The organism is Streptomyces catenulae (genome assembly GCF_000718015.1).
Taxonomy (GTDB): Bacteria; Actinomycetota; Actinomycetes; order Streptomycetales; family Streptomycetaceae; genus Streptomyces; species Streptomyces catenulae.
Window position 1 is genome coordinate 95,653 of the sequence record NZ_JODY01000004.1, and the last position, 13,282, is coordinate 108,934.

12 protein-coding genes and 1 tRNA gene are annotated in these 13,282 nt (G+C 71.4%); 2 read left to right on the plus strand and 11 right to left on the minus strand.

The window, feature by feature from the left end:
- Position 1: 1 nt before the first annotated feature.
- The 4 genes from IF23_RS0106440 to IF23_RS35565 form a co-directional block, all read right to left on the minus strand.
- Positions 2-1,303, minus strand: coding sequence for a homoserine dehydrogenase (locus tag IF23_RS0106440; protein WP_030280737.1), 1,302 nt, complete (start codon positions 1,301-1,303; stop codon positions 2-4).
- Positions 1,304-1,441: 138 nt separating this feature from the next.
- Positions 1,442-2,833: a diaminopimelate decarboxylase gene (lysA, locus tag IF23_RS0106445; RefSeq protein ID WP_030280739.1), complete on the minus strand. Its 1,392-nt coding sequence runs from the start codon at positions 2,831-2,833 to the stop codon at positions 1,442-1,444.
- Positions 2,834-2,859: 26 nt separating this feature from the next.
- Positions 2,860-3,894, minus strand: coding sequence for an ArgS-related anticodon-binding protein NrtL (gene nrtL, locus IF23_RS0106450; protein ID WP_030280741.1), 1,035 nt, complete (start codon positions 3,892-3,894; stop codon positions 2,860-2,862).
- Positions 3,895-4,006: 112 nt separating this feature from the next.
- Complete coding sequence (locus IF23_RS35565; protein ID WP_425423805.1) at positions 4,007-4,576, minus strand: response regulator; 570 nt, start codon at positions 4,574-4,576, stop codon at positions 4,007-4,009.
- A gap of 277 nt (positions 4,577-4,853) precedes the next feature.
- Here IF23_RS35565 and IF23_RS0106460 point away from each other — a divergent pair.
- A tRNA-Arg gene (locus IF23_RS0106460) sits at positions 4,854-4,925 on the plus strand.
- Between the two features lie 103 nt (positions 4,926-5,028).
- Here IF23_RS0106460 and IF23_RS0106465 read toward each other — a convergent pair.
- The 5 genes from IF23_RS0106465 to IF23_RS0106485 all read right to left on the minus strand — a co-directional run bounded on the left by IF23_RS0106465 (position 5,029) and on the right by IF23_RS0106485 (position 9,155).
- Positions 5,029-6,066: a cytochrome c oxidase assembly protein gene (locus IF23_RS0106465; RefSeq protein ID WP_030280744.1), complete on the minus strand. Its 1,038-nt coding sequence runs from the start codon at positions 6,064-6,066 to the stop codon at positions 5,029-5,031.
- A 137-nt stretch (positions 6,067-6,203) separates the two neighbouring features.
- A complete protein-coding gene (locus IF23_RS0106470; RefSeq protein ID WP_030280745.1) occupies positions 6,204-6,833 on the minus strand; it encodes a hypothetical protein in 630 nt (209 codons plus the stop codon).
- Complete coding sequence (locus IF23_RS0106475) at positions 6,830-7,546, minus strand: hypothetical protein (RefSeq protein WP_030280747.1); 717 nt, start codon at positions 7,544-7,546, stop codon at positions 6,830-6,832. Before IF23_RS0106475 ends, IF23_RS0106470 begins: the two co-directional genes overlap by 4 nt.
- Positions 7,543-8,829 carry a hypothetical protein gene (locus IF23_RS0106480; RefSeq protein WP_030280749.1) on the minus strand — a complete coding sequence of 429 codons (1,287 nt, stop codon included), beginning with the start codon at positions 8,827-8,829 and terminating at the stop codon, positions 7,543-7,545. Before IF23_RS0106480 ends, IF23_RS0106475 begins: the two co-directional genes overlap by 4 nt.
- A 2-nt stretch (positions 8,830-8,831) precedes the next feature.
- Positions 8,832-9,155, minus strand: a complete 324-nt coding sequence (locus IF23_RS0106485; protein ID WP_030280750.1) for a hypothetical protein — start codon at positions 9,153-9,155, stop codon at positions 8,832-8,834.
- Between the two features lie 188 nt (positions 9,156-9,343).
- Between IF23_RS0106485 and IF23_RS0106490 the strand changes: the two genes are divergently transcribed.
- Entirely contained in the window at positions 9,344-9,988 is a 645-nt protein-coding gene (locus IF23_RS0106490) for a hypothetical protein (protein WP_030280752.1), read from the plus strand.
- Between the two features lie 9 nt (positions 9,989-9,997).
- On the opposite strand, the gene IF23_RS0106495 is transcribed toward IF23_RS0106490, so the two are convergent.
- Both IF23_RS0106495 and IF23_RS0106500 read right to left on the minus strand, forming a co-directional pair.
- The gene (locus IF23_RS0106495; RefSeq protein WP_051739305.1) at positions 9,998-11,344 is read right to left on the minus strand and encodes a M64 family metallopeptidase; all 1,347 of its coding nucleotides are present in this window, start codon (positions 11,342-11,344) and stop codon (positions 9,998-10,000) included.
- A 219-nt stretch (positions 11,345-11,563) separates the two neighbouring features.
- Complete coding sequence (locus tag IF23_RS0106500) at positions 11,564-12,850, minus strand: cytochrome P450 (protein ID WP_030280756.1); 1,287 nt, start codon at positions 12,848-12,850, stop codon at positions 11,564-11,566.
- Between the last annotated feature and the right edge of the window lie 432 nt (positions 12,851-13,282).

Genomic DNA, 13,282 nt, shown 5'->3' on the forward strand with positions numbered 1-13,282 from the left:
TTTACTCCCCTTCGACCCGCATGATGCTGGCGACACCGCGGACGGTGTCCAGCCCCCGCAGGGCCTCGACGGTCGACGACAGGGCGGCGTCGGCCGCCCGGTGGGTGACGACGACGAGGGATGCCTCGCCGTCCGCGTCGGGCCGCCCTTGCTGACGGACGGTGTCGATCGACACCCCGTGCTCGGCGAAGACCGTGGCGACCTGCGCGAGGACGCCGGACTTGTCGGCCACGTCGAGACTGATGTGGTACCGCGTGACGACCTCACCCATGGGGCTCACGGGCAGCTGGGTGTACGCGGACTCGCCCGGTCCGGTGGTCCCCGCGACCTTGTTGCGGCAGACCGCGACGAGGTCGCCGAGCACCGCGGAGGCGGTCGGCGAACCACCGGCGCCCGGACCGTAGAACATCAGCTGACCTGCGGCGTCGGACTCCACGAACACCGCGTTGTACGCCTCGCGGACGGAGGCCAGCGGATGGCTGAGCGGGATCATCGCGGGGTGCACACGGGCGGTGACGGACGCACCGTCCGCGGCCCGCTCGCAGATCGCGAGCAGCTTGACGGTGCACCCCATCCGCTTGGCGGAGGCGATGTCGGACGCGGTGACCTCGGTCAGACCCTCGCGATGCACATCGTCGATGGTCACGCGGGTGTGGAAGGCGATCCCGGCGAGGATCGCGGCCTTCGCGGCGGCGTCGAAGCCCTCGACGTCGGCGGTCGGGTCGGCCTCCGCGTACCCGAGGGCGGTGGCCTCGTCCAGCGCCTCGCTGTACCCGGCGCCACTGGTGTCCATCTTGTCGAGGATGAAGTTGGTGGTGCCGTTGACGATGCCGAGGACGCGGTTGACCTTGTCACCGGCGAGCGATTCGCGCAGCGGGCGGACGAGCGGGATCGCACCGGCGACCGCCGCCTCGTAGTAGAGGTCCGCGCCGTGCCGCTCCGCCGCGGCGTGCAGGGCGGCACCGTCGGCGGCGACCAGCGCCTTGTTGGCGGAGACGACGCTGGCGCCGTGCGCGAAGGCGGTGGTGATCAGCTCACGGGCCGGTTCGATGCCGCCGATGACCTCGATGACGACATCGACGTCCTCGCGTTTGACCAGCTCCATCGCGTCGGTGGTCACCAGCTCGGCCGGGATGCCCTCGCGTACGCGGTCGGGGCGGCGGACGGCGATCCCGGCCAGCTCCACGGGTGCACCGATGCGGGCCGTGAGGTCGTCGGCGTGCGTCGTCATGATGCGCGCCACCTCTGAGCCGACCACACCACAGCCCAGGAGCGCCACCTTCAGCGGACGCGTACGCATCATTCGACCTCTGCTTTTCATCGATACTGCCGTTTTTCTTCTTGGTGAATTCTCAGTCTCACGCACCGGACGGCACTTTCCGCACCTCGTCCGGATACCGAGACATTTATGTCGCCCGCGCCGGACACGCGAACGAGTTCGTCATCCGACATCCAACCGCAGGAGATCCTCCTCCGTCTCGCGGCGCACGATGACCCGGCCGGAGCCCTCCGCGACCGCCACCACCGGCGGCCGCAGCGCGTGGTTGTAGTTGCTGGCCATCGACCGGCAGTACGCCCCGGTCGCGGGCACCGCCAGCAGGTCACCCGGTGCCACGTCGGACGGCAGGAAGGCGTCCCGGACGATGATGTCGCCGCTCTCGCAGTGCTTGCCGACGACGCGCGAGAGCATCGGCTCGGCGTCCGAGGTCCGCGAGACCAGCGCCACGGTGTACTCCGCGTCGTACAGCGCGGTGCGGATGTTGTCACTCATCCCGCCGTCGACGGAGACGTACGTCCGCAGCCCCTCCAGCTCCTTGACGGTGCCGACCTCGTACAGCGTGAAGGCGGTGGGGCCGACGATGGCGCGGCCCGGCTCGACGGAGATCCGCGGCACGCTCAGCCCGGCCGCCTCGCACTCCTTGGTGACGATCTCGCCGAGCGCCTTCGCGATCTCGTGCGGCTCACGCGGGTCGTCGTCCGAGGTGTACGCGATGCCGAGACCGCCACCGAGGTCGATCTCCGGCAGCTCCACACCGTGCTCGTCGCGCACCTCGGTCAGCAGTTGGACGACGCGCCGGGCGGAGACCTCGAACCCGGCCATGTCGAAGATCTGCGAGCCGATGTGGCTGTGGATGCCGGTCAGCTCCAGGCCGTCGAGGGTGAGCGCCCGGCGCACCGCCTCGGCCGCCTGCCCCCCGGCCAGCGCGATGCCGAACTTCTGGTCCTCGTGCGCGGTCGCGATGAACTCGTGGGTGTGCGCCTCGACGCCGACGGTGACGCGGATCTGTACCTGCTGCCGCCTGCCCAGCCGCTGCGCGATGTGCGCGACCCGCGCGATCTCCTGGAAGGAGTCGAGCACGATCCGCCCGACGCCCGCCTCGACGGCGCGGGTGATCTCCTCGGTGCTCTTGTTGTTGCCGTGCAGCGCGATCCGCTCGGCGGGCATCCCGGCGTCCAGCGCGGTCACCAGCTCACCGCCGGAGCAGACGTCGAGGTTGAGCCCCTCCTCGGTCAGCCACCGCACCACCGCGCGGGAGAGGAACGCCTTGCCCGCGTAGTACACGTCGGCGCCCGTGCCGAACGCCTCCCGCCAGGCCCGGCAGCGCGCCCGGAAGTCCTCCTCGTCGAGGAAGTAGGCGGGGGTGCCGAACTCCTCGGCGAGCGTCTTCACATCGAGCCCGCCGACGGTCACCACGCCGTCGGCGTCGCGCCGGACGGTACGCGACCAGACGCGCGCGTCGAGGGAGTTGAGGTCGGCGGGCGGCCCGGCGTAGTGCCCCTCGGGCAGGACGTCGGCGTGCCGGGGCCCGGCGGGGTGGGCGGAACGGCTCATGGTGGTGGGATCCCCTCAAATGTCGTTCAGAGTCGTACGGGTGCGGAGACGCCGAGCAGGCGGAGGCCGTTGGCGAGCACCGTTCCGGTGGCCTCGGCGAGGGCCACCCGGGCGCGGTGCACGGCCGAGGGTTTCTCCTCGCCGACGGGCAGCGGCCGACACCCGCCCTGCCAGCGCAGATACGCCTCGGCCAACGCCTCCAGATGCCGCACCACCCGGTCCGGCGCCCGGTAGCGCGCCGCGGCCGCGACGGCGTCCGGGAACCCGCCGAGGAGCAGGTGGAGCGCCTGCGTGTCCGACGCGGCCGTACCGCTCCCGGCGGCGTCCCCGCCGGGGTGCGTCTCGGGTCCGGTGTCACCCGGCGCGCCGGTGAACCCCAGCTCACGGGCGTTACGGACCAGCGCCTGGGTCCGGGCGTACGCGTACTGCACCCGGAAGCGCGGGTTCTCCTCCCGCTGCGTGGGCCGCTCGGGGGGCCGCACCGGGTCCTGCGCGGCCGGTCGCAGCAGCGCCCACCGCGCCTCGTCGCCGCCGAGCCGGGCGACGAGCCGCGCCAGCTCGGCCCGATCGCCGTCGGCCGCGGGCCGCGGCGCGGCGTCCTCCGGCGGCGTTCCGGCGGCGTCCGCGGCGGCGTCGATCCGGGCCAGCGCCTCGGCGACGACGAGCCCGCGCGCGCCCCCGGGCGGCGGCGCGGTCGCGGCGCCGGGGCGGCCCGGGCGGGCGCCGCCGGAGCCGTACCGCGGTCCCTGGGCGAGGACGGTGCGGACCAGTTCGGCCGGTGCGCCGTCCCCCAGGGTGAAGTTCAGAAATCCGGGCCCGGCGACCTCGACGTACGCGATGCCCGGGCATCCGGCCAGCCGCCTGCGCAGTACCTCGGCGACCTCGCGGGCGGGCAGTCCGGCCCCCGCGGCGAGCTGCAGTGCGACGTTGGACGCGTAGTCCCCGGAGTGCGGCGCGGGCCGCACCACCACCCGCTCCGGCACCGCCACGGACAGCTCCCGCTCCGCCACGGCACCACGCACGGAGCGCAGGACGGTACGGGACAACTCGGCGGGGGTCACAGGACAAGCGTATGGGAGAAGGGGGGCACCCATGCGACCAGGTTTCGCCTGGTGGACACCGGGGCGCGGGCGAGGCGCCCGTCAGGCGGCCGGGGCGTGCGCGGCGGTCCGTTCAGGACGAGGCGCGGCGGTCGCCGAGATCGCCCCGCCAGCCGTGGTACCGCTCACCACCGCCGTGCGGCGCGAGGTGGTCCTGCCGGTCCAGATGGTCGCCGCATTCGAGGTGCGCGGCGTGCTCGGCGAGCCCCGGCTGCTGCCGCACCTGCGCCATCCCGGCGGCCCGCTCGGCCGCCGGCCGGTCGGCCACCGCGGCGTCCCCGTCGGCCCGCAGCCGCCGCCCGTCCCGGGCCAGCCGCGCCACCGTCTGCACCATCTCCGCGGGCTCGAACGGCTTCCCCAGGAACGCGTCGACGCCCACCGACCGGCCGCTGTCCGCCTCGCCCCGGGTGCAGGCGCTGATGATCGCGATGGGGATGTCCCAGGTCCGCGGATCGGCGCGGAGCCGCGCCGCGGTGTGCAGACCGTTGAGCCGCGGCATCACGACATCGAGGGTCACCACATCGGGTCTGACGCGGTGCACGACATCCAGACACTCGGCACCATCAGCCGCGGTCACGACCTCGAAGCCCTCCAGCTCGAGGTTGACCCTGATCAACTGCCGGACCCCCTTGCTGTCATCCACAACAAGAATCCGACCGCACAAGCCAGGCACACGACGAGAGTAGGTGCCCACCCCCGGCGGCGTACCCCTTTTCCGCACTTCCGCCCCCGTGCGGGGGACGTTTCCCCGACCGCTCCCCGCCCGCTTCCGGGATGCGCTAGGACGCACCCCGAGGCCCTGCTCCGGGCCCCTTTGACCGCCGCGGAACGATCTCCACCGCCCGCACCGGAATCACGTGCCGGAACACCCCATCGGAGCTGGTAGTGTTCTACCCGTCGCCGAGCAACACAGGCGAAACGCCCCCGTAGCTCAGGGGATAGAGCAACGGCCTCCGGAGCCGTGTGCGCAGGTTCGAATCCTGCCGGGGGCACTTCGCAAGAAGTGCCGGAAGACCCCGACATCACATCGATGTCGGGGTCTTCTGCGTATCCGGTGCGGTGGGCCGCCGCCTCGGGGGAGGCGGCGGCGCGGCGCTACGCGGTGCCGCCTCCCCCGCGCCGGTACCGCTCCCCCACCACGCCCTGGTCCGTCTCCCACCAGGGGCGGGTCAGCTCCGGCTGCGGTGCCTCGGGGGCGGTCGGTGTGGCCGTGGGGGCTGCGGTGGCGGCGGGGGCGGGCACCGTGGCGAGTTCGCGGTCCAGTCGGGCGTCCAGTGCCGCCGTTCTGCCGCGTTCGGAGCGGACCCACTCGGCGAAGACCGCGATGAGGAACGGCAGTCCGATCAGTTCGGCGAGGGTGAGCATGAGGCCGCCGCCGATCATCTGGTCGCGCTGCGGGCTGGGGTCCCAGGGGCGGTGGTGGGCGGTGTACCAGCCGCCCGCGACGAGGGTGCCGCTGGTCATCACGACGATGCCGGGCACGGAGTCGACCAGCCCGTCGACGAGGACGAGGAGGGCGCGTACCGGATGGCTGCACCAGCTGGGCAGCAACTCCTCCCGGGTGAGCATCGGCAGGACGAAGAGGGTGCCGACGACGAGGAGTTGCAGATACATCAACTCGTACAGCGGGCCGTGGCGCAGGGCGGTCGTGAAGTACGGCGTGAAGTAGATCGCCAGCTCGGATGCGAGGACCAGGACGGTGCTGACCAGCGGGAACGTCAGCAGGCGCAGCAGGCGGCCGGAGAGCGCGCCGCGGATTCGGCGGGCGGTCGGCGAGCGGTCGTCCAGGGCCCGCAGGGCCAGTGCCAGCGGGTCGCCGAGGGCCAGACCGAGCGGGGCGATCAGGTCGAGCACGATGTTCTGCACCGCGGCCGGCCAGAACAGTTCGTGGTCGTAGACGGCCAGCCCGGACATGGTGGCGACGACGATCGCGCCGAGGCCGAGGCCCACGAAGGCGGCGCTGCGGACGAGCGGCCACCGCTCACCGCGGCGTGCCAGCCGTACGACGCCCCCGGCGTAGAGGCCGCCCAGCAGCAGCACCAGGGCGAGGGCGTACGGGTCCAGTTGCCAGCTGTCGGCCAACCGCGCTGCGGTCAGCTCCGGCAAACCGGCCGAAAGCGGTGTCGGTGTCACGGGGCACCACGCTAGACCTGCCGCCGGGCGGCGTGCGCGCGGGGCGCCGGGTACGGGTGCGGACCGCGCCCCGCGCCGCCCCGTGTGCCGGGCGGCGCGGGGCGGACGGGGCGCGGGTCAGCGGTGGTGGCCGGGGCTCAGCGGAATCGGCCGGGGCGGGCGATGCGGGCGCGGGCGGCCCGGTGTTTGCGGTCGGGGCCTGCGCTTTCGCGTGCCTTGGCGCTGTCCGCCCAGTGCTTCGGCTGCATGACCAGCAGTTCGCCGGTGCCCGGGACCAGGGCGACGCCGCCGAACGGATCGTCCCCGGCGAACCAGAAGCCCGCCGCCATCTCCGGCCAGCCGGAGCGGCTCAGCACCTCCTTCGCGCGCTGTGTGACCGCGTCCCCGGGGCCGCCGCCGATGTGGAGGAGGACGGTGTGGGACGCGTTCTCCCCGTCCTTCTCCACCGGGGTGCGGAATTCCAGCGGATAGGTACGGAGCACCCGTGCGCACTTACGGGTCAGGGACATGCGCTGCCAGAACGCCAGGAGGACGGCCAGCCCGCCGAAGAGACCGATGAGGGCCACCGGGATCAGGTAGTTGTTCTGGAACACGTACAGCTGGACCCAGAGGAGGAAGAACACCGGGAAGGTTTTGAGGAATTTTTTCGTGGCGGTGCGGTAGTGGTACGTCAGCGCTCCGTCGAAATCCGTGCCGTCGGTCGAGTAGGCGGCCGGGACGGGATTCCGGAGTTTGGTCAGCGCCCGCTCCCGCTCTTCCGGGGTCATCCGAAGGGGCTCCTTTCCGCTGCGTCGGAGGGGGCGGATGCTTCGGAATTCCCGTTCGCCGCGGATTCTTCCGCCGGGTCCGTGAAGGACACCGTACGGGCGACGCCGAGGAGTACGCCGCGGTAGTCCCGGGCCAATTCCACTGCGGGGGTGACCAGTTGCAGCATGACGATCGATGCGCTGCCCGGGCGGGGAATGGCCACCGTGCCCTGCCAGACGGTGCCCTCGCGGGATTCCTCCTCCCCCTCCTCCCCCTCGGGCGGAGCGGCCGGTGACGGCGTGCGGCGGACCATTTCCCAGACGTATCCGGTGCCGACGGGGATTTCCACCGGGACGATGCCGTCGGCGGCGCTCGTTCCGGTGCTCGCGCCGCCCAGGAGTTGCATCAGCACGGCATCGGGGTGGGCGCCCGCGGTCGCGACGGTGGAGACCGTGAGGACGGAGAGGGTGGGTTCACCGTCCTCGTCGGGGTGCATACCGAGGGCGCACCCCATCACTTCGCGTTTCCGGAGCATGGTGAGAACGCCCGCGTAGAGCCGGAATATCTGGTCGGCGCGGTCCCGCTCCTCGGGCGGGAGCAGGGTGATCTGGCGGGCCGTCTCCTGAATTCCCTCGGGGGTGGGGTCGAGGTCCAACGGGAGGTAGCCGTAGGGCAGTCCGTACCAGAATTCTGGTTTCGGTTGGGCCGCCACCGTGTCGATAAGGCCGTTCACAGGCGGATACCCCTCACCATTTCTGCCACGTCGGTAATGATTTCGGTGGCGCCGCCCTTCAGACCGGTACTGGCGGCAGCGCCCTTGGTGATCTCGGCGCCGTCGTGCCCGGGGCCGTCCTTCGGGAGTACGCCGAGGCTTTCCATGGACGACGCCATGTTGGCCGCCACATTGACGCCGTTGATGCTGTACTGGAGCGCTCCGGTGGCGGGCGACGTGGCGACGTCGAGCGCCTTGGCACTGAAGGCGGGCACGATTTCGCTGCCGAATTTGCCCATCTTCGAGCCGACCGACATGGCCTCGCCGCCTTCGCGGGCGACCGCCGCGGCGAGCCCCGCCTCGCTGCCCGCCCGGGCGAGGGCACCGACGCCGGGCACCATGCCGAGGGCGTCACCGACCATGGAGGCTCCGGCGAAGATGCCTTCCTTCCAGCCGTATTTCCCGGTGAGCGCGTCCCGGAAATCCTCGCTGGCGAGGTTCTTCGCCATGGACACCGCACTGGCGGCGACCGCGATTCCCGCGAAGACCGGTGCCAGCGGTGTCGGGAGCAGCGCCAGGAGACCGGCGATGGCGCCGATGGTTCCGGCGTGCTCGACGATGAAGTCGCCGACCGCTTTGAGCGCGTCGCCGATGGCGCTGAGCGTCTTGCTGAACCAGCCCGGCTCCTTGGGCGCCAGTTTGTCGTCGGCCTCGTCGAGGCGTTTGGCGACGGCGTCGGCGCGGTCGCTGTGGACGCCTTCGAGTTCGCGCGCCTTTTTGAGGACGTCGTCGTAGGCGGCGTTGGCGTTGTCGACGTGGGTGGTGGCGTCGGTGAGTGCCTGTTCGGCGGCGCGCAGGCGGTCCGTGGCGGCGTCCGCCTCCGCCTGGCTGGGGTATTCCTTTCCGCCGAGCTTGAGGTCCGGGTTCGCCTTGGCCTCGTCATAGCGCTTACGGGCGCTGTCGGCGTCGGATTTCTTCTCCCGCGCGGTGTCGTCGTATTTCTTCGCCAGATCGCGGTGGGAGGAGAGATCGCCTTCCCAGGTGCTGAGAGCGGCGGCGGCCTTGCTCATGGAGCGGCCGGCGTTCTTCACGGCGAGTTTGAGGTCGCCGTCCACCGTGTCGCGGAAGGCGCTGGCGGCATCGCCCTGCCAGCTGGAGCTGGCGCCGAGCAGGTAATCGATCTGCTGGTAGCAGCTGTTCAGGGTGTCGGCCGCCGCCTTCACCTTGGTGTAGAGGCCGGTGACCGATTCGGGGATGCCGGGGACGGGATTCCAGCCCAGGTGGGGATAGGGATTTGCCGTCATGGTCAGCGCTCCCCCGCGTTCGCGGTTGCGGTTTCGTTCATCTTCTTGAGCGCCTTGGAGAGGTTGTCCTCCAGCTCCTTGTAGCTCAACGCGGTCTTCTCGACTCCCTCGTCGACCGCCTTGATCAGGTCCTTCAGTTCGCCGGTGCCGTATTTCCACCGCTCCTGGAACGTTTCGCACGACTTGTCCAGGCGTGCCGTTCCGATCTGTTCGGTACTGACGGCCGAAAGCGCCTTGCGGGCGCCTTCCAGATCCTCAACGGATTTCTTCAACACACGACCGAATGACGCGAGTTGTGTGAGATCCACTTTGAACTCATCGGACACCAGTAACCTCTTTCCCCCGGCCAGCGAAGTGAACATAGGTCGCACGAGGGGCAATTGGGGCACTCATGTCCCACCTGGCGCGACGCCAGGCTAAGGTATAGCAAGTATCAAGTATGCGTAATCTCCGGCCCTGAAGAAGGGCCTTTCCCGATGACGGTGGCCTGGTGTTCGAAAAGGGAGACATTCCGGTGGGGTCTGCGGAGCATGCGGTTCCGGGCACCGTCGCCTTCGAGGACGCGGGGACGCGGGCCGCCTGGATCGCGGAGCGGCGGCGGGTGCGGATCCACCTGGCCTGCCTGGCGGCCGCCTGGGTGGTGTTCTTCCTCGTACTGACCACGCTCGACAGCTCCGGGGTCATCGCACTGTCCGACGTGACGTGGAGCGGGCGCCGGGGACGGGGCGGCAGCAATCTGCTCGCCGCGGTGAACGCCGTGGCGCTGCTCGTCTGCGGCGGCTTCGCCTGCCGCCACCTGATCCCCCTGCAGACCCTGAAGCGCGTCCGCCGCGTCCTGGAGGCGCATCCCTGGCGCCCGGTGACCGCGGTGCAGCGGCTTCCGCGGAAGAAGGACACCGGCGTTCCGGTACGGCTGCTCCTGGAGGAGGGCGGCGCGTGGACGAGGGACCTGTCCACCCGTGGGGCCCGGCCGCGGCGGCAGTGGCCCGAGGCGCTGGAGCGGGGCGCCTGGCACGCCGGTGACCTGGAGGGTACGGGCGTGCTCGCGCTGCCCGGCGGCGGCCGGCCCATGGAGATCCGCGTGCGTGGCGGGGTGATCGTCTACGCCGCGCGGGCGGACCGGGGATCGGCCCCGGACCGCCCGCGCGGGTCGGCGTAGTCCGACCGGTCAGCCCCGCACCCGCCAGCTGAGTTCGCTGGTCAGGAGGGTGCGCAGGGACGGGGTGCGGACCGCGTCCGTGGGGTCGGTGGCGCGGGCGGTGACGGTGTGGTGGCGGCCGTCGGCGGGGACGCCGAGGGCGGCGGGGCGCACCGTGGTCGCGCCGCGTGCGGAGCGGATCTCGCGGCCGTCGACGTACCAGCGCGGGGTGGCGCCGGGCATCGGGGTGACGCGGAGGACGCCGCCGCGGGCGAGGGTCCGCCCGGTGGGGACCTCGGCGGTCAGCGTCTTGGCGTGGCGGTGGAACCCGGCGATCATCGCCTCCCGGCCGGGGAGGTTGAACTCCTGCCCCAGGGTCCGCATGATCGAGTTGTCGGTGGGGCGGTTGAGCCCCTTCTCGTAGTAGCCGCCGCCCTCGTACGCGCCGACCTTGCCGCCGTCCGGGGACTCCTGGCCCAGCCAGCGGTACCACTTCTTCTGCTGGGACTTCATCGCGTCGGCGCCGAGGGTGGAGATGTTGCTCTCGGTGGGCTCGGGGCCGGTGTAGGTGCCCTCCTGGCCGTAGTCGTACTCGTCGGCGAGCTTGCCCAGGGAGTGGCCGGTCTCGTGGACGGCGATCTGGTCGGACTGGTCGTTGTCGGACGAGGCGGTGGCGATGCCGTCGTAGCCGACCTTCGAGGAGACGTCGTTGTACCCGGCGCCGCCGTACTTGGTCGAGTGGCCGAGGACGACGACGAGGTCGGCGGCGGGCGCCTTGGCGGCGTACGCCTCGACCTTGGCGGTGTCGACGCAGAGCAGCCGCTCGGTGCCGCTGCAGAAGAAGGCGGAGCCGAGGGCGGTGTTGCGGACGACGTCCTGGGTCGGGTCGCCGGAGACGCCGGAGTCCTTGGAGACGGCGTCGACGGCCCAGACGTTGAAGAGCTTGGTGTACGAGGCGTACGGCTCGACGGCCGTCATCTTCGCCCACTTGGCGCGGGCCGCCTTGTGGAAGTCCTCCTGCTGGTCGGCGGTGTAGCCGTCGCCGATGAAGACCACGTCGAGCTTGTCGGCGACCGGGCCGTTCTTGACCAGCGAGGTGACGTCGCCGTCGGCGGCGATGGAGGTGCGCGCGGCCGGGGCGAGCGGGGCGGAGGCGGGCACGGTGGTGTGGTGGGGGTGGCCGCCGGGCCCGGTGAAGTACTCGACGGGCTGCGCGGGCCCGGCGGCCGGAGCCGGGGCGGCACCGGCGGGCGCGGCGGCGGTGAGCGCGAGGGCGGCGGCGAAGGCCGCCCCGACGGCCGCGGCGGCGCGCGCGGCGGCGCGCAGGGGCGCGGGGCGCCGGTGGCCGGAGGTGCGGACGGAGGCGCGTATGCGCATGGATCCTCCCAAGTCCCGCCGACCGTACGGCGGGTGGAGCCGGATGGGCGCGATCAATGTATGGGGCGGGGAGGGGCCGGGCAACGGTGATCCGTCAAGTGGGCGGGGAATAGGGGGAGTTGGGTGAGGGTGGGGTCCCCGCTCCCGATACACCACACCCCGACGCCCCATCCGCGTAGCCGGGACGGGTGCGCCGGGGTGACGCTCCGCGGGGCGGGTTCAGCCGCCCAGGTGTACCGGGAGGGAGTCGATGCCGTAGACGATGGAGAGCTTGCGGAAGCTGAGGTTCTCCGGTTCGACGGCGAGGCGCATCGTCGGGAAGCGGCGGACGAGGGCCGGGTAGGCCGCGCGCAGCTCCATCCGGGCCAGCTCGGCGCCGACGCAGCGGTGGATGCCGTAGCCGAAGGCGAGGTGGGAGGGGACGTTCCGCTCGGGGTCGAAGCGCTCCATGTCGGGACCGAGACCGCCGTCGCGGTCCGCGCCGCTCAGGGAGCAGAGCACGACGTCACCGGCGGCGATCCGCACACCGCCGATCTCCAGGTCCTCACGGGCGAAGCGCGGGAAGGCGACCTGGACGACGGTGAGGTAGCGCAGCAGCTCCTCGACGTACCGTTCGACGGCTTCGTCGCCGTCCTTGAGCGCCGCGAAGTGGTCCGGGTCCTGGAGGAGGACGAGGGCGCCGAGGGCCAGCATGCTCGCGGTGGTCTCGAAGCCGCCGGTGAGGACGCCGTCGGCGAGACCGGCCAGCTCCTCGTCGCTGACGGAGTCGCCGTGCTCCTTGACGATCATGCCGAGGAGGCCGTCGCCCGGATCCTTGCGCTGCTTCTTGACGACCTCACGGAAATACTGCAGGGATTCCGATATGGCGCCGAAGGACGCGTTGGCGCCGCTGAAGAGGTCGAAGCGCGCGGCGCTCAACCGCTCGAAATCCGCGCGGTCCTCATAGGGCACACCGAGGAGTTCGCAAATCACCAGAGAGGGAATGGGCAGCGCGAAAGCCTGGACGATATCGACCGGTTCGCCGTCCTTGCCCGCCCGCTCCATGGCGTCCAGCCGCTCCTCCACGATCTCGTGGATACGCGGGGTGAGGCGGCTCAGGCGGCGCATGGTGAATTCCGGGGTGAGCAGCCGCCGCAGCCGGGTGTGGACCGGCGGGTCGGCGAAGCCCAGTCCGCCCGGGTTCTGCTCCGCCTCCGCGCCCGCCTTGCCGACGAGGTGGGTGAAGTCCGAGCTGAAGGCGTTCGCCTTGCCGAGCACCGCCTTGACCTCGTCATAGCCGGTGACCAGCCAGACGTTCGCGGCTATCGGCACCGGCAGCTTGGTGATGGGCTCCTTCTCCCGGACGGCTCCCAGCTCGGGCACCGGGTCGAGTCCGTCGCGCCGCAGCGGCATCAGCACCGATTCGGGCAGGAAGGACATCCGCGAGAGATCGAAGCCCTTCTTCCGCGTTCTCGCGAGATACAGCCGGCCGGCCCAGGCGATGATCCGGGAACGGAGTGTCGTCATGACGCTAATACTGCCTTTCGTCGAGGGGGACGGTCATCCGCACTCGGCGGCCCGGAGGGACCGAGGAAGCGCGGGGCGTCCGCCCGGCGTGCGCAGTGCTGCCGTACGCCGTAGGGGGTGTTTTTCCGGCACCCCCGGCCCCTCGCTTGCGGCGGTCACGGCGCGGGTCCGTGACGTCAACCGGCGTCGCCGGTCGCCCGCGGCCGGCGTGACGCGCTCGGCCCTTGTCTTCGGCGTCGAGTTTACAAAGCACCCCAGGCGGCGCCGAGGGCCCAACGGCCCTGATATACGTCGGGGACATCCCTGGAATTCCCCCGACCCCCCGTGCGATCTTCATCCACCACTCCCGTACGGCCCGGGCATCGCCCTGAACTTCCGTAACCAGGACGCCGATTTCCGGTACGGAGTTGCCCGGAGCGCGGACCCGGTTCG

Coding starts and splice junctions, on each gene's coding strand:
- IF23_RS0106440 (WP_030280737.1), bottom strand. CDS start 1,303: ATGATGCGTACGCGTCCGCTGAAGGTGGCGCTCCTGGGCTGTGGTGTG.
- lysA (WP_030280739.1), bottom strand. CDS start 2,833: ATGAGCCGTTCCGCCCACCCCGCCGGGCCCCGGCACGCCGACGTCCTG.
- IF23_RS0106470 (WP_030280745.1), bottom strand. CDS start 6,833: ATGACCCCGGAAGAGCGGGAGCGGGCGCTGACCAAACTCCGGAATCCC.
- IF23_RS0106480 (WP_030280749.1), bottom strand. CDS start 8,829: ATGACGGCAAATCCCTATCCCCACCTGGGCTGGAATCCCGTCCCCGGC.
- IF23_RS0106495 (WP_051739305.1), bottom strand. CDS start 11,344: ATGCGCATACGCGCCTCCGTCCGCACCTCCGGCCACCGGCGCCCCGCG.
- IF23_RS0106500 (WP_030280756.1), bottom strand. CDS start 12,850: ATGACGACACTCCGTTCCCGGATCATCGCCTGGGCCGGCCGGCTGTAT.